The 15218-nt window shown below is 62.4% G+C and carries 15 protein-coding genes; 9 read left to right on the plus strand and 6 right to left on the minus strand.

The window, feature by feature from the left end; translation table 11 throughout:
* The 3 genes from KKP04_RS08830 to KKP04_RS08840 form a co-directional block, all read right to left on the minus strand.
* The coding region (locus KKP04_RS08830; RefSeq protein ID WP_215029587.1) for a YgcG family protein at window positions 1-804 on the minus strand (804 nt) is incomplete at its 3' end.
* Between the two features lie 9 nt (window positions 805-813).
* Window positions 814-1443 (minus strand): LemA family protein, encoded by a 630-nt coding sequence (locus tag KKP04_RS08835; RefSeq protein WP_215029590.1) that lies wholly within the window; start codon window positions 1441-1443, stop codon window positions 814-816.
* A 229-nt stretch (window positions 1444-1672) separates the two neighbouring features.
* Window positions 1673-2479, minus strand: a complete 807-nt coding sequence (locus tag KKP04_RS08840; RefSeq protein WP_215029593.1) for an outer membrane protein — start codon at window positions 2477-2479, stop codon at window positions 1673-1675.
* A 663-nt stretch (window positions 2480-3142) separates the two neighbouring features.
* Here KKP04_RS08840 and KKP04_RS08845 point away from each other — a divergent pair.
* The 4 genes from KKP04_RS08845 to KKP04_RS08860 all read left to right on the plus strand — a co-directional run bounded on the left by KKP04_RS08845 (window position 3143) and on the right by KKP04_RS08860 (window position 6899).
* Entirely contained in the window at window positions 3143-4402 is a 1260-nt protein-coding gene (locus KKP04_RS08845) for an efflux RND transporter periplasmic adaptor subunit (RefSeq protein ID WP_215029596.1), read from the plus strand.
* Window positions 4403-4530: 128 nt separating this feature from the next.
* Window positions 4531-5310: an ABC transporter ATP-binding protein gene (locus KKP04_RS08850; RefSeq protein WP_251133995.1), complete on the plus strand. Its 780-nt coding sequence runs from the start codon at window positions 4531-4533 to the stop codon at window positions 5308-5310.
* Window positions 5307-6515: an ABC transporter permease gene (locus tag KKP04_RS08855; RefSeq protein WP_215029599.1), complete on the plus strand. Its 1209-nt coding sequence runs from the start codon at window positions 5307-5309 to the stop codon at window positions 6513-6515. Before KKP04_RS08850 ends, KKP04_RS08855 begins: the two co-directional genes overlap by 4 nt.
* Window positions 6516-6596: 81 nt before the next feature.
* Window positions 6597-6899, plus strand: a complete 303-nt coding sequence (locus KKP04_RS08860) for a hypothetical protein (RefSeq protein ID WP_215029602.1) — start codon at window positions 6597-6599, stop codon at window positions 6897-6899.
* Window positions 6900-6934: 35 nt separating this feature from the next.
* Here the strand turns inward: KKP04_RS08860 and KKP04_RS08865 are convergent, their stop codons facing one another.
* The 3 genes from KKP04_RS08865 to KKP04_RS08875 all read right to left on the minus strand — a co-directional run bounded on the left by KKP04_RS08865 (window position 6935) and on the right by KKP04_RS08875 (window position 9307).
* Window positions 6935-8641, minus strand: a complete 1707-nt coding sequence (locus tag KKP04_RS08865) for an OmpA family protein (RefSeq protein WP_215029605.1) — start codon at window positions 8639-8641, stop codon at window positions 6935-6937.
* Complete coding sequence (locus KKP04_RS08870) at window positions 8631-8936, minus strand: hypothetical protein (protein WP_215029608.1); 306 nt, start codon at window positions 8934-8936, stop codon at window positions 8631-8633. The genes KKP04_RS08865 and KKP04_RS08870 overlap by 11 nt, the downstream gene beginning before the upstream one ends.
* Before the next feature lie 134 nt (window positions 8937-9070).
* Window positions 9071-9307: a hypothetical protein gene (locus KKP04_RS08875; RefSeq protein ID WP_215029611.1), complete on the minus strand. Its 237-nt coding sequence runs from the start codon at window positions 9305-9307 to the stop codon at window positions 9071-9073.
* A gap of 245 nt (window positions 9308-9552) precedes the next feature.
* Here KKP04_RS08875 and KKP04_RS08880 point away from each other — a divergent pair, with 245 nt between their 5' ends.
* The 5 genes from KKP04_RS08880 (at window position 9553) to KKP04_RS08900 (ending at window position 15218) form a co-directional block, all read left to right on the plus strand.
* A complete protein-coding gene (locus tag KKP04_RS08880; RefSeq protein ID WP_215029614.1) occupies window positions 9553-10068 on the plus strand; it encodes a Rab family GTPase in 516 nt (171 codons plus the stop codon).
* Window positions 10069-10100: 32 nt separating this feature from the next.
* Window positions 10101-10739 carry a response regulator transcription factor gene (locus KKP04_RS08885; RefSeq protein WP_215029617.1) on the plus strand — a complete coding sequence of 213 codons (639 nt, stop codon included), beginning with the start codon at window positions 10101-10103 and terminating at the stop codon, window positions 10737-10739.
* 445 nt (window positions 10740-11184) lie between these two features.
* Entirely contained in the window at window positions 11185-12993 is a 1809-nt protein-coding gene (locus KKP04_RS15920) for an ATP-binding protein (RefSeq protein WP_215029620.1), read from the plus strand.
* 88 nt (window positions 12994-13081) lie between these two features.
* Window positions 13082-14101, plus strand: a complete 1020-nt coding sequence (bioB, locus tag KKP04_RS08895) for a biotin synthase BioB (RefSeq protein ID WP_215029623.1) — start codon at window positions 13082-13084, stop codon at window positions 14099-14101.
* Window positions 14085-15218: an 8-amino-7-oxononanoate synthase gene (locus KKP04_RS08900; RefSeq protein WP_215029626.1), complete on the plus strand. Its 1134-nt coding sequence runs from the start codon at window positions 14085-14087 to the stop codon at window positions 15216-15218. The genes bioB and KKP04_RS08900 overlap by 17 nt, the downstream gene beginning before the upstream one ends.

Raw genomic sequence — 15218 nt, forward strand, 5'->3', positions numbered from 1 at the left:
ACCGCCGCCGCCGCGCCGCCCGCCGCCCCAGTCGCCGGGGAAGACGATCGGGCCGCCATAGCCGCTGCGGCGGTTGAACGGGCCGGACGTCGAAAGCGGCCGGTTCCCCTGCTGCGATTGCGCCCACGCGATGAATATGAAGATCGCGACGAGGATGAAAAACGCGATGAGCGCTTCCGTCTCGTCGGCGTCGCGGCGCTCGGCCGGGCGCTTGGCCACCCGCTCCTTCACGGCCTCGGCGTCGCCCAGCATTACGTCGCGGATGTCGGTCACGCCCGCCTTGATGCCGCCCGCGAAGTCGCCTCGCTTGAAGCGCGGCAGGATCGTGTTGCGGATGATCTGCCCGGAAAGCAGGTCGGTCAATTGCGGTTCGAGCCCGCGCCCGACCTCGATGCGCACCTTGCGCTCGTTCGGCGCGACGATGAGCAGCACGCCGTTGTTCGTGCCCTTCTGGCCGATGCCCCACGCGCGGCCGAGCTGATAGCCGTAATCCTCGATTGCGTAGCCTTGCAGCGACGGCGTGGTGAAGACGACAAGCTGATCGCTCGATTTCGCCTCAAGCGCGGCGAGTTCGGCGTCGAGCGCGGCCTTGTCGGCGGGCCTGAGCAGCTTCGCGTTATCGACCACGCGACCGGTGAGCGGCGGGAAGGTCGGCGCGGCGCGGGCGGATCCGAGCGCGGCGGCGATGAGCGCCAGCAGGACGAGCGCCGCCGCTAGCCGCGCCAGCCCCGCGAAAAGCGCCATCCCGGCAACGGCGCGTGGCCGCTCCGGGACGCCATGTTCACCCCGCCGCGCGATGCTCATGCTGGCTCGCTACTGCTTCGGCTTGTTCGTTCCGAAATCCACCTTCGGCGTTTGCGTCTCTTCGACGGGCACCTCGAACGTCGCCATGTCCTTCGCGTTGGAATAGAGCACGGCCTTCCAGATGCGGCCGGGGAAGGTGTTCAGCTCGGTGTTATATTGCCGGACGGCCTGAATGTAATCGCGCCGCGCGATGGCGATGCGGTTCTCCGTCCCCTCGATCTGGTTTTGCAACGCGAGGAAGTTCTGGTTCGACTTGAGATCCGGGTAATTCTCGACCACGGCAAGCAACCGCCCGAGCGCGCCCGTAAGCTGCGCCTGCGCGGCCTGGAAATTCTTCAGCGCCTCAGGGTTCGTGAGCGCGTCCGGCGGCAGGTTGATCTGCGCCTGCGTGGCCTTGGCGCGCGCCTCGACAACGCCTTCCAGCACGGATTTTTCCTGCGCGGCGAAGCCCTTGACGGTCTCGACGAGGTTCGGGATCAGATCGGCGCGGCGCTTGTACTGGTTCTGCACCTCGGACCACGCGGCCTTCGCCTGCTGCTCGTAGCTCGGAATGGTGTTGACGCCGCAGCCCGACAGCACGAGCGCGACGGCGATCAGCGCCGCTGCGGGCGCCAGCCGGAATATCGAACGGTTAGACATCGGCTTCCCCCTTCATCGGCTTCAGAAGCTTGCTTCAGGTAGTGCGGCCAAGGGTACGCTTCAATTCGCAAGGAGCGATGAATTTTGTCGCAACGCTTTGGGGGATGCCGCCTTTTGCCCGAGGGCGGGAGGCACGGCAAACCGTCCCCCAGAAAAGCCAAAGCGCTCCGGCTTTCGCGGGAGCGCCTCGCTGACCAGATGGGGGACGGTCAGTGTGCTGAGTGGGCTACTACTTCAGCGGGTCGACGGAACCACCGAACAGGTCGGCCTTGTAGGAGAGGACAACGCGAGCCGTCTGGACCGAGGTGTCGACGTCGAGCTTCTGGGCAGAGACGTAGCAGCCCCTCTCGTCGCCGCCCTTGAAAGTCAACCCATCAAATTCCGTGTAGCGATATTCAGCCTTCAGGAACCAGTTGCCACCAAGCTTGGTCTCGAGACCGCCGCCGACAGTCCAGCCGTTCAGCGTGTCGTCCCACTTGAACTCGCCAGCCTTCGCTTCGAAGTTGGCTTCCGTATAGCCGCCGAGAACATAGGCGAGCGTGCTGGCGTTGACGAGATAGCCAATGCGGCCGCCGACCGTCCAGGAGTCTTCGAGGTCGAGTGTGGCCTTGTCGCCATTCAGGTGAGCGTCCGTACCCACGTCGGCAAAGTCGTAGTTGAAGAATACGCCCGCGACGACGCTGCCGAACTGGCGATCGTAGCCGACTTCGACCGTGCCGAACGCACCCGTGCCGCTGATGCCGTCGAGCCCAGCAGATAAGTCTTCCGGCTGCCGATGATTGCCGCCGCGCCCTCCTCCGCTTCGAGTCGAGACATTTTTGTTGTCGCGCGCCCAAACTTCGCTGTAATCAATGTCGTGGTTCACGGCAGCCGCGCCGAGGCCAAGGCCGAGATAGAAGCCGGTCCAGGTGGGTTCCGGAACCATCACCGGCGCGTCCTTGTAGCCGCCCTTCGAATACATATCAGCCGCAAGCGCGGAACCGCTCACACCGATCAGCGCCGCAACGGAAGCGGCCGCAAGAATAGTCTTTTTCATAGATAGTCCCCTGATAGTGCCCAAATAGAACTCGATTCAACGCCTACGCGGCGGGAAATCCTGGAGAGGTTTTCCCATGTTTCTGAATCGCCCGACGCTTCAGAGCTAGCACCGATTCTTTTGCCTGTATCTGGTCGACAATAAATCGGCATGCAGTTCGACCAGCGCTGTAACTGGGGGGCAACAGAATACCTATCTGTGATTGCGTTTACTCTTGGAATTAATCGTCCTGGTTGCACTCTTTGCTTCCGCGAACGCAACCAAAGGCCACGGTTATGCTTGTGGCCCCGCACTATCTTCCGGAAATCGCTGCATATATTCGAAATCGCGAATAACGATTCGCGCATACGATGTTGTTGCGCATTTTCGCGGGCGCCTCACCGTCCCGAGCATCGCCGTCAACCGCCCGCGAGAAGCGGAGAACCGCGCCCAGATGCGGGAGGCGTGCGCGGCGCATCCGCTACAAATTCCCCGGCACTTCGAAGATTGGATATACGGCGACAGTACACCGTCCACGATCGCACAACAGCGTGAACGTAACGGGCAGGGCGCTTAAAATTATTCATTCCGCCTTCACAGGTGATACTATGGAAAAGGGTTAGGCTCTGAGGCGTATACCCTCGCTTTGTCGGGTATTGGTTTCGCGTAAGCTTGGGCACGGCCATGAACGTAATCGAAAGACAGCCGGAAGCCGGCGACATCCGCGCCGTTCTTGGCGTCAGGAGAAAGCGGCGTTCTTTCCGGTGGCTCTGGTTCTTGCTGGCGGCCATCGCCTTGGGCGGCGGTTATTACGCCTATTTTCACGGGAGCGGAACGAGCGGACCCGTTTACGTCACCGAACCGGCCTTGAAGGGCGATCTCACCGTGACCGTCACCGCGACGGGCACCGTCTACCCGACCAATCAGGTGGAGGTTTCGAGCGAGCTTTCGGGCATTATCCGCAAGGTGCTCGTCGATCATAACGACACGGTAAAGGCCGGGCAGGTTGTGGCGGAACTCGACACCGTCACGCTGAATGCGATGGTCGAGCGCAGCAAGGCGGCGCTCGCCGCCGCGAAAGCGCGCGTGGTTCAGGCCGAGGCGACCGCGCTTGAACGGTCCAAGCATTTCGACCGGCAGAAGGCGCTCAACGCGTCGCGCTTTACCTCCGACACCAATCTCGACTTCGCCCGCGCCGATCTCGGCCGCGCCGCCGCGACAGTCGACAGCGCGAAGGCAGATGTGCGCGTCGCGGAAGCCGAGTTGAAGCAGAACGAAACCGCGCTTTCCAAGACGAAGCTTTATTCGCCGGTCGATGGCGTGGTGCTGAAGCGCAGCGTCGAGCCGGGGCAGACCGTGGCCGCGAGCTTCCAGCCGCCCATTCTGTTCGTCATCGCCGAAAATCTGAAGCGCGTGGAATTGCGCGTCGATGTGGACGAGGCCGATGTGGGCAAGGTGCGCGTCGGGCAGAAGGCAACTTTCACGGTGGAAGCCTATCCGGGGCGGCGCTTCCCGGCGCGCATCGAACAGGTGCGTTTCGCGTCCGACACGACAAACCACGTCGTCACGTACAAGGCCATCCTGCGCGCGGACAATCCGGACTTCGTGCTGAGGCCCGGCATGACGGCCACGGCGGATATCGTCGTGGAAGAAGCACAAGACGCGCTGCTGATCCCGAACGCGGCGCTGCGCTTCGCGCCCCCTCCACCGCCGGCGAAGAAACGCGGCGGCGGGTTCTCGCTTTTCAAGATGCCGCGCATGCAGTCGACGACACCCGTCGCCGATACGACGACAAACGAGCGCCGCGTCTACGTGCTGGAGGACGGCAAGCCGGTGGCGCTTCGGATCAGGGTCGGGCCGAGCGACAAGGCCGTCACACAAGTCAAGGCGGGGCTTGAAGCGGGAACGCCCGTCATCACCGATCTCGCAGACGGCCCGAACTAGAACAGCCTGCGTTTAATCGGACTCGATTTGACGCAGAAAAGCTGATCGACAACAGAAACCTGCAGCCTCGCGCCGCGTCTGATTAGCGGCACGAGGCTGTAGAACAACCCTCGACGGAGACGGACCGCATGCCCGGCGAGCTTGTTCTATCCCTATCGGCGGCGCGGTCGTTGCGGCCTGCGACGCTCGGGGCCGCAGAAGAGGGTACGGTGGAAACGCTGGCCGAGTTCAGGCAGGTGTCGAAGATCTACGGCAGCGGCGAGGCGATGGTGCGCGCGCTCGACCGCATGGACCTCTCTATCGGGCGGGGCGAATTCGTGGCGATCATGGGACCGTCCGGCTCCGGCAAATCCACCGCGATGAACATCCTCGCCTGCCTCGATACGCCGACGAGCGGCGAGTATCTGTTCATGGGACTGGACGTCGGCTCGCTCGACCGCGTGCAGCGCGCGCTGCTTCGCCGCCACTATCTCGGTTTCGTGTTCCAGGGCTTCAATCTCCTGCCGCGCACAAGCGCCATCGAAAATGTCGAGATGCCGCTCATCTATCGCGGTATGGGCCGTTCCGAGCGGCGCGACCGCGCGCGGGCATCGCTCGCGCTCGTCGGGCTTTCGGGGCGGGAGAAGCACACACCCGCCGAGCTTTCCGGCGGGCAGCAGCAGCGCGTCGCCATCGCCCGCGCGCTGGTATCGGATCCATCCGTGCTGCTTGCCGACGAACCCACCGGGAATCTCGACAGTGCGCGCAGCCGCGAAATCATGGACCTCCTGACCGCGCTCAACCGCGATGCCGGCCTGACCGTCATCCTCGTCACGCATGAGCCGGAGATGGCTGTTTACGCAACGCGGGTGTTGCATGTCGAGGACGGCCGCGTGAGCCGCATCGATGAAAGGGCGAGCGCGCGGTGATCTGGGAAACCATCAAGCTCGCTTTGCAAGCGATCCGGCGCAATCTGATGCGCTCGTTTCTGACGACGCTCGGCGTGGTGATCGGCGTCGCCGCTGTCATTACCATGGTGACGCTCGGGCAGGGCTCCACGCACAAGATCACGCAGGATATCGCCAAGCTCGGCACGAACCTCTTGGTGCTGCGCCCCGGTCAGGCAGTCGGGCCGGGCGGCGTGCAGGATGTGGCGCGTCAACTCGACGTCGCTGACGCGGACGCCATCCGCCGCGAGATTCCCGGCACCCGCGCCGTCGCGCCCGCAGCCACGCGCGCCGCGACCGCCATCGCCGCCGGGAAGAACTGGAGCACGAACGTCACCGGCGCGGAGACGACCTACCTCACGGCGCGCGATTGGCCCGTCGCCGAGGGCCGCGCCTTCAACGACGGCGAGCTTCGCGCGGGCCGTTCCGTCTGCCTCGCCGGAAAGACCATCCAGCGCGAGGTGTTCGGCGGCGGCGACATCATCGGCCAGTCGATGCGCGTCGGCAAGTTGAGCTGCGAAATCGTGGGCGTTCTCGCCGAGAAAGGCGAATCCGCCTTCGGTCAGGATCAGGACGACCTCGTCGTGATCCCGCTTCGGACGTTCCACCGACGCATCGCGGGCAATACCGATGTCGGCTATATCTTTATCGGCGTCGACACGCAGCACTCGACCGGGAAAACACTGAAAGCCGTCGAGTTGCTCATGCGCGAGCGTCGCCGCATCGGGGCTGGCGATCAGGACGATTTCTTCGTGCGCGACATGAAGGAGATCACAGCGACGCTCACGGGCACCTACAAGGTGTTGACGGGGCTTCTCTCCGCCGTTGCCGCGATCAGCCTTCTCGTCGGCGGTATCGGCATCATGAACATCATGCTCGTGTCGGTGACGGAGCGCACGCGCGAGATCGGCACGCGGCTCGCCATCGGAGCGCTCGCGGGGCAGGTGCTCACGCAATTTCTTATCGAGGCGGTGGTGTTGTCGCTGTTCGGCGGGCTGATCGGGGTCGCGCTCGGCCTCGGCCTGTCGTGGCTGCTCGCGAGCGCGATCCAGGTGCCGATGTCGCTCGACCTCTCGGTGATCGCGTTGGCATTCGGCTTTTCGGCTGCGGTCGGGGTGATTTTCGGCTATTTTCCGGCGCGGAAGGCGGCGCGGCTCGATCCCATCGAAGCGCTTCGTCACGAATAGGGTCGATTTTCGGCGAGGCGCGGGTAACACGGCGCGGCTACCCCGCGTTCGATCTTGACCTTTGATAGAGAGGGGGCGTGGATGAACCGGCTTCGTGGTGGCGCGGGCCTGGCGCTTGCGGCGGCTATGTTGATGGCGGCCCCTGCGTCAGCAAAGATAAGATGCGTCGACGACTCGCAGGTGATCGCAGGCCAGCTCGCCGTGACGCCATGGTGCGAAGACGAGAACCTCGCCAAGGTCGCGCAAGCCTACGGCGCGCGGGTCAGCGGCGCGGCGATCCGCAACAATCCGAACCTCAAGGCCCAGATCTGCCGCTTCGTCGGTGCCGACATCCGCGTCAAGAACACCTGCGCGGGCTATCTCGATTTCGACAGGCGGCGCTAGCCCGGATCGGCACAAGCCGAAAGACGGTCGCCTTCTCATTCGCGCTCGAAGGCGAGATGAAATTCCACTCGCCGGTTGTTGCTCGTGGCGCCTGTCTCGCTCGTCACGACCGTTTCCGTTCTGCGGCTGACCGTGGCGAGGCGATCCTCGGCTATGCCGAGTTTGACCAACTCGCCAACGACGGCTTTCGCGCGCTCCATGCCAAGTTTCTGGTTGCGTTCGCGGTCGCCGAGCGAGTCGGTGAAACCGATGACAAGGAGGCGAATGTCCGAGTCGGCCATGATCGCGGCCAGTTCAGCGATCTTCGTGGCAGCCAGCTCGGGATTGCGGAATTTCGCACCTTCTCCGAAGAAGATGACGTTCCGGCGTGCCCACTCCGTGAAGCGCTGCTGCGGCGAGAAAACCAGTGCGCTGACGGCCCGCAACGACGCGCCCTGCGCCGCGACACCTGCCTTCAGATCGGCAACGCCCGCATTTCCGGTCTCGATCCGCGCCTCGATAGCGGCCAATTTGTCCATGATGGCCGAAACCGCGTTTTGCAGGTCGTCGACCTTGCGCGCGTCCGGAAGAACGAGAAGACGACTGACGACCGGCAGTTCCTTAACGCGGGCAGACACCTGATTTTCGATCCCCGCCTTGACAGGATAGCTAGGCACGAGGCCGGACAGAACGAGGGATTTCCCGTCCCCGTCGAAGCGCACCTCGACAGGGAAGCCCGCCACACCCGGATAGGCGTTCGCGACGCTTGCCGCCGCCTCGCGGATCGCTTCCCGTCGCTCGCTTTGCCAATATCGAAGCCCCGCAAAGGCGAGGATCGCGACGATGAGCGCGCTGTAAAGCACGATGGCGAACACCGGCCTGCGCCGCCTTTGGCTCAGGGTCTCCTGCACCTTCTCCGCGAGCGCGGCCAGCGTTTCGCGGGCGGCTTGCGCAGCGGTGTGTCGGTCGGGCGAATTGAGGCGCGGCTCGTGTGCCTCAAGGACATCGACGATGGTCTTGTCCAGAACATCCAGCAATGAAGCCCTGGCATAGCCCTCGCATCTGAGCACGAACAGCATCTTGGCCGTCATGCGCAGATAAAGCTGCTCCTCGCCGAGGTCGATGGACTTCAAAGACTGACGCTTCGCCTTGAGGGCCTCCGACGCGAACTTGTTCACGGCGGCGAGCATGCCGGTCACGCGCGGCCCGTCGTCCGCGATAGGCTGCCCCGGCGCCAGATCGGGCGCACGCCATGAATCGACAAGCGCGCCGGTTTCGGCGTCGATCAGCAGGATTTCCTGCACGCGAAACGCCGACCGACGGCGTAGCAACGCTTTCGCATAAGACTTGCCGGTCAGAAGGCAATACAGCCGCAGCCAGATGAACCGGCCAGATAGCCCGCCTTCGAGGCGCTGATTGGTTTGCTCCATGAAATCGCGGAAAGCGCTCATCACATAGGCAGATGTCAGCCGCCCGAGGATGGGATAGAGCGCATCGACGATCTCGTTGCGCGAGTTGCGGATTTCGCTGCGGATGCCGTCGATGATCACCGGAGCCATGGACGTGGCCAAGCCCGATCGATCCTTGATCCCGGCAGACCGCATTGCGCCCGCGAGAACGTCGGCAACGGTTTCGCGAAGCTGCTCGGGCGAGCCGATGCTCTGGTCGTGCGCCGCGACAAGTGCGCGCACATCTTCGAGCACAGCGCTTTCCCGCCCGAAGAGAACGTCCTTCAGCGCGAGGTATTCGTTCTTAGCCGACATCGCCCGCCGCTCCCCGCTCAAACCGCAAGCGCCCGGCGATGTCGCCGATTGCCTTGCTGAGGTCGGAAAGGGCTTCTTTCTGCGAGTGTTCGGAGGCCGCCGCGAGGCTGTCGATCCGCTTTTCTATAGCTTCGAACCGCGCGCGGCACTCCTGCTCGAACAGGGAAAGGCGCTCTTCGATCCCCGCCATTCGCGCTTCATGGGCGTGGCGGAGGTCGCGGAGTATAATTTCCTTGATGATAACAATTTCGGGCGTCGACCCGTCTTCGGCGGCCTCGGTCGTATCGGAAAGCATGTCACCCACCTGCCCCGTATCCAAGCAATGTGCCTCAATATCACATAAAATCGTGGGTCGAAAAAAATCGTTTGTTTACCTTATCATGCGGGCAAGCGGCGTGCGGTCGCAGGGGGAGGCCGCGGCGGCTGTCGCTATTGGAGCGACTCGCGCCCGTCGCGGAACAGCTCCTCGGAACCAAGCTGATACCTAAGCATCAAAGCGCTGATGCACTCCTCGATCCTGTCGTTCCAATGGGACATGCCGAGCTCCTCGAAATCTGCCATAGCAAATGAAAGCAGCCGGGCCAGGTTCACCGCAGATTTTCGTGCATATTCATCTTCGCTTAAATATTCTTCTAGCACGACGCAGCTCGGCGTATTATTGCGCATGACTGGGCTCCCCAAAAGGAACTCCCTAAAGAGCATGTCGTCATCACCAAGTCGACTAAGGATAATTCCCTAGATGTCATATGAGGGGCGGCAAGGGAAGACTTGTGGAATCTCCTAGAAAAACAACAGAATATGATAAGCGACGGCTCAGTTTCGAACGATCGTATGAAGGGTTCAGTAAGGGTTCCACCTGAGGGCGCGCCAAGTCGTGCGTGCAATCGACACATTAATCGCGAGTATGCCTCATGAAGAATCAGGCGATAAAGCTGTTGCTGCTGGGCGAAGTCGGAGTTGGAAAAACGTCGCTCGCCAGGCGCCTCGTGTTCGGCACCTTCGATTCAAGCTACAAGGCGACGATCGGTGTCGACATTTTCGACTTCACACTCAAGGCGACCGTCTCCGGCCTGCTCGTCGATGTAAATCTTCTTATCTGGGACATAGACGGCGACTATTCGCAAGATATCTACCGCCATATATACTCGGAAGGCGCTACCGGGGCGCTCATCGTCTCCGATGTGTCGCGCCCGCTGACCCAGAAGGCTGCGGTCGATCTGTGGAGCGGGTTCGAGCGCGAGTTTCCGGGGCGCCCTGCGAAGATCGTCATGAACAAGGCCGACCTTCTTACGAGCCCCGCCAGCACTCTCATGCCCGCGGCCATCGGCGTCGACTTCGTCTGGACCAGCGCAAAAACGGGATATCTGGTGCTTGACGCTTTCGCGGAGGTCGCGCGGCACTGCATTGCGAGAGGGCTCGCCCTATGAGGGAAACCGATGCGGATTCGGTAGCGTTGGCCATGTTCGAACAGAGCGGTTTCGGGCTGGCCTTTGCCGATGCGGGACAGGTGGTGACTTTCTCCATCGGAAAGCTTGCGGGCGTTCTTCCGGCAGGAAGCTCCATTTGCGGCACCTTCCCGCCGTTCAGGGGGCTGGGCTACAAGATCGGCGCGCTTCAGAAGCGGACGTCGGCCAAGCTGACGCTTCCTGCGGTGACGGTCGTAAAGGAAGGCGCCTCGGGCGAAAAGTCGTCGATGTTGATCTCGTGGGACAACGAACTGAGACTTTACACGATCTACTGCTATCCATCCCACGACGACGCTGAAAAGAAGCTCGCCGGCAGTCTGCGTCTGAGACGAATTTCGGACGAGATCATCAGAGCCGGAGGAGCAACGATTGGCCCCGAACCGTCGCGAAAGACTGGCGCAACGCAACCCGCGGCCCTCGTGGACCAGCTTTCGGCCAGAGAGCGGGAAGTTGTCGGACTGCTGGCGTCCGGCCAGCCCAACAAGGGCGTGGCGCGCATTCTGGGCCTCAGCACGAAAACCATCGAAGCCCACCGCGCGAGGGCGTTGAAGCGGCTCAATGTCAGGACCACGGCAGATTTGATCCGTGTCGCAATAGAGGGCGGCCTTCTCGATAAAACGCGCGGCACCTGATCGCCGGAACGCGTTGTCCGGACTTCTCAGCAGGCAGAGCGTCGCCCCGGAGCGAATATATACCAAATCTTAAGCGCATCTGCTTCTGCCTGTTTATATAATATCTCTTTTTGTTACGCTCGCTTCATGCAATGAATTGTCGCGGCGAAAGCTGAGAAGATGAACAGATGCCGTCGCCTGCATCGATAAGAGATTTAGTGGTATTTAATTCAAATACAAAAAGCTATATTTACCTCGCGCAAGCGCTCAGGTTGCTTTTGTTCGTGACTGATACTTTTATGATCTATACCACTCATCTGAAAAACATTACCACCCTTAGCCCAATTTTATGGCAAGTTTAGGGACTTCTTTCGTGATATGGCGATCACTTCCACAAGACCGGCTACCCATAACCCCACGTGAAGCGTCTCGCTGGGCTGCGGCTAAAAAAACCAAGCGCCGTATCGTGGCCTTCAGCCTCGCGATCATGGTAGCGATCTGCGTGCTGGTCGGCGAAGCTATCATCAATGAGCGTCACGATGCGCTCAGGCGCGCGCGTGTGGACGCCGCCAACATATCCGCCGGTTTCGAAGAACAGATCCGCACGAGCTTCGAGGCCGCCGCAAATGCGGCGGTGGAGACAAAGCGCGAGTTTGAACGAAGCGAAGGTCGGTTCGAGATCGAGAAAGCGAGACCGGCGCCCGCTTACGGCGCACCTTCGATCGATATTTCCGTCACCGACGCCGATGGCAATGTCGTGTCAACGACTGTTCCTAGCGGTCCGGGCGCGACAAGCGTGGCAGACCGCGATTACTTCCGCGTTCAGAAACGGGGCGATGCGGACCTCTATATCGGCTCGCCCATCCAGGGCAGGCTGTCCCAAAGAACCGTCATCCCCTTGTCGCTTCGGCTCGAAAGGAACGGCCAATTCGCCGGTGTGGTGGTTACATCCCTGACGCCCAGCCTTCTGACCACGCTCCACCGCAAGTTTCATCTCGGTGAAACGACGGCCATTAACCTCATTCGCAGCGATGGCGTGCGTCTGGCCCGATATACGAAATCGGGTGGTCTCGACACCTCCGTTCCCCCGCTGAGTCCCGCAACGCTCAAGTCGCTCAAGAACTTGGCGGATATGCCGAGCGGCTTTTTGGTGGGCGACGGCTCCCCGGACGGTATCGTTCGCATTCAGCACTTGCGCAAGTTTCCGGATCTGCCGCTGGTGATCGTTTCCGGCGTTGGCCGCGATGAGGTTCTGGCTCCCGCGCGCCGGCAGGAGCTTACTTTCATTGGCCTCGGGCTTGCGGCGCTGTGTCTTCCGTTCTTCATGGCGATCATGCTCAATCGGGAGATCAACAGGCGCGTCGCCCAGGAAAGCGCCCTCGACCGCGAAAGCGACAAGGTGCGGATGGAGCATGCCGCGCTCCTCTCCATCAGCGAAGAGCTTGCGAACGAACGCGTGAAGCTCCGCCGGACCAATGCGGAACTCGTCGCGGCCAAGCGGCGGGCGGAACAGGCGAACGAGGCGAAATCGGCGTTTCTGGCGAATATGAGCCACGAGTTGAGAACGCCGCTGAACGCCATTCTCGGCTTCTCGGAGATCATTCGCGACAAGATGATCGGCACCGACATCGACCGCTATGCATCCTATGCCGCCGACATCCACCAGTCGGGAACGCACCTCTTGACCATCGTCAATGACATTCTGGATGTGACACGCATCGAGTCGGGCAAGCTCGAATTGCACGAGGACAAGATCAATCTCGACACGCTCATCCACCGCAGCCTGCTGGCGGTGCAAGGTCAGGCGCTTGCGGGGAGCGTTCTCCTCGCCGCGCCCGCCCGCAATCTCGGCGTCGTGATTCACGGCGACAAGGGCAAGCTGAAGCAGATCCTCGTCAACCTGCTTTCGAACGCCATCAAGTTCACAGCTCAAGGCGGCCGCATCGTGATTTCAGCGATGCCCGAATGGGACGGCGGTCTCTGCATCAAGATCCGCGACACAGGCATCGGCATGAGCGGCGATGAGATCCGGCAGGCGCTTGAACTGTTCCGGCAGGTGGAGACCGGGTTGTCGCGCCGCTACGAGGGCGCGGGGCTGGGGCTTCCGCTCGCGGTTCGCCTCACCGAATTGCACGGCGGTACGCTAACGATCGACAGCACTCCGGGCGAGGGAACCGAAGTTTCCATCCGCTTTCCCGCCAAGCGCGTCGTTTTCGACAAGCGCGTGTCGAAGCAACGCTTCGCCGAAACCGTCCCCTTCAAGGTCGCATCCTGATCTGATCGCGCCGCGCGTCCCGTTTGTTGCGCGCGGCGGTCAGGAGGTCTACAAACGCCGGGAATTCAAACAAGGGGGTTCGCCTCAAGTGTCCCGCACCAGTGATGAACGGCACGATTGGACGCGCGAAGAAGCGCAGAAACTGTACGACCAGCCGTTTAATGACCTCATCTTTCAGGCCCACAGCCTGCATCGCCGCTATTTCGAACCGAACAAGGTCCAGGTAAGCCGCCTCCTGTCGATCAAGACCGGCGGTTGCCCCGAAGATTGCGCCTATTGCAACCAGTCCGCGCATCACAAGACCGGGCTTTCGGCGGAGAAGCTCATGGAAGTCGAGCGCGTCATCGAAGAGGCGCGCAAGGCGAAAGCGGCGGGTGCGTCGCGCTACTGTATGGGCGCTGCCTTCCGCAGTCCCAAGGAGCGCGACCTCGACATGATCTGCGCCATGGTGACGGGTGTTAAGGCGCTCGGCATGGAAACCTGCATGACGCTCGGCATGCTGTCGGACGCGCATGCGAAGCGGCTCGCCGCCGTCGGGCTCGACTATTACAACCACAACATCGACACGTCCGAGCGATACTATAAGGAAATCATCACGACTCGCACCTTCGCCGACCGGCTCGAAACGCTGGATCGCGTGCGCGCGGCGGGCATCAAGATCTGCTGCGGCGGCATTCTCGGCATGGGCGAAGAGCCGGAAGACCGCTTCGACATGCTGGTGACGCTGGCGAACCTGCCGCAACCGCCAGAGAGCGTGCCGATCAATCAGCTGGTGCCGGTCGAGGGAACGCCGCTCGAAAACGTGCCGCCCATGGACCCTATCGCCTTCGTTCGCACGGTGGCGCTCGCGCGCATCATGATGCCTCGCTCCATGGTCCGGCTTTCGGCTGGCCGCGCGGAGATGAGCGACGAGACGCAGGCGCTGTGCTTCTTCGCGGGAGCAAACTCGATCTTCATGGGCGATACGCTGCTGACGACAGAGAACACGGAAGAAGGCTCGGACGCGCAGTTGTTCGCGAAGCTCGGCCTTTCGCCGATGGAACTGACACAAGCGGATCGCACCGAAAGCTGCGCCGCCCGGGACACGGTCCATGCTGCGGCCTTATGAAGACACGCTGGCGCGGCTGGAGGAGCGCGGGCGCCTTCGCCAGCTCGTGCTTCCGTCCGGCTACGATTTTACGTCGAACGACTATCTCGGCCTCGCGGAATCGCATGAACTGAGGGACGCCGTGCTCGCCGCACTCGAACGCGGTATCGCCATCGGCGCGGGCGGGTCGCGGCTCCTTCGCGGCAACTATTCGGAACACGAAAGCCTCGAAGCCGACGCGGCGAAGTTCTTCGGCGCGGAAAGCGCGCTGTTCTTCTCGAACGGCTTCCAGGCGAATTACGCGATCTTCGCGGCGTTGCCGAGGCGCGGCGACCTTGTGGTTTACGATGCGCTCATCCACGCCAGCGCGCATGATGGCATGCGAGCGGGCAAGGCCGAGACCGTCAAGGCCGCGCATAACGACGCGAACGCGGTGGAGGATCGTATCCGCGATTGGCGGACAGCGGGCGGCAAGGGCCGCGCCTGGATCGCGGTCGAGAGCCTTTACAGCATGGACGGCGACCGAGCGCCGCTCGACGACCTCGCCGCCATCGCCGAGCGCCACGAAGGCATGCTCGTGATCGACGAAGCGCACGCAACAGGCGTGTTCGGCCCGGACGGCGGCGGCCTCGCCGCGCATCTCGAAGGCCGCGAGAACATCGTCTCGCTTCACACCTGCGGCAAGGCGCTCGGCTCGGCCGGTGCGCTCGTTTGCGTGCCGCGCACCTTCCGCAACTATCTGGTGAATTGTTCGCGGCCGTTCATTTTTTCCACCGCTCCGTCGCCGTTGATCGCCGCCGCCGTTCGCGCCGCGCTTCGCCTGTGCAAGGAAGAGCCGGAACGGCGCGAAAAGCTCGCACACCTTATTGCCTTCGCAAATGCCGCCATCAAGGAGCGCTGCGGGATCGAGGGCAGCGGCTCGCAAATCGTGCCGGTGGTCGTGGGGGCGGACACGCGCGCAACGGCGCTCGCGGCTGCGATGCGCGGCTATGGCTACGACATCCGCGCCATTCGCCCGCCGACCGTGCCGGAAAAGACCGCGCGGCTCCGCATCTCGCTCACGCTAAACACGAGCGAGGCCACCGTCAGCGACATGATCGACGCACTGGCGCACGAGCTTCCCCTGATCGGGGAATAG

Origin of the sequence: Rhodomicrobium sp. Az07, assembly GCF_018619475.1 — a bacterium.
Taxonomy (GTDB): Bacteria; Pseudomonadota; Alphaproteobacteria; order Rhizobiales; family Rhodomicrobiaceae; genus Rhodomicrobium.

Coding starts and splice junctions, on each gene's coding strand:
- KKP04_RS08835 (WP_215029590.1), bottom strand. CDS start 1,443: ATGTCTAACCGTTCGATATTCCGGCTGGCGCCCGCAGCGGCGCTGATC.
- KKP04_RS08840 (WP_215029593.1), bottom strand. CDS start 2,479: ATGAAAAAGACTATTCTTGCGGCCGCTTCCGTTGCGGCGCTGATCGGT.
- KKP04_RS08845 (WP_215029596.1), top strand. CDS start 3,143: ATGAACGTAATCGAAAGACAGCCGGAAGCCGGCGACATCCGCGCCGTT.
- KKP04_RS08850 (WP_251133995.1), top strand. CDS start 4,531: ATGCCCGGCGAGCTTGTTCTATCCCTATCGGCGGCGCGGTCGTTGCGG.
- KKP04_RS08860 (WP_215029602.1), top strand. CDS start 6,597: ATGAACCGGCTTCGTGGTGGCGCGGGCCTGGCGCTTGCGGCGGCTATG.
- KKP04_RS08865 (WP_215029605.1), bottom strand. CDS start 8,641: ATGTCGGCTAAGAACGAATACCTCGCGCTGAAGGACGTTCTCTTCGGG.
- KKP04_RS08870 (WP_215029608.1), bottom strand. CDS start 8,936: ATGCTTTCCGATACGACCGAGGCCGCCGAAGACGGGTCGACGCCCGAA.
- KKP04_RS08875 (WP_215029611.1), bottom strand. CDS start 9,307: ATGCGCAATAATACGCCGAGCTGCGTCGTGCTAGAAGAATATTTAAGC.
- KKP04_RS08880 (WP_215029614.1), top strand. CDS start 9,553: ATGAAGAATCAGGCGATAAAGCTGTTGCTGCTGGGCGAAGTCGGAGTT.
- KKP04_RS08885 (WP_215029617.1), top strand. CDS start 10,101: ATGTTCGAACAGAGCGGTTTCGGGCTGGCCTTTGCCGATGCGGGACAG.
- KKP04_RS08900 (WP_215029626.1), top strand. CDS start 14,085: ATGCTGCGGCCTTATGAAGACACGCTGGCGCGGCTGGAGGAGCGCGGG.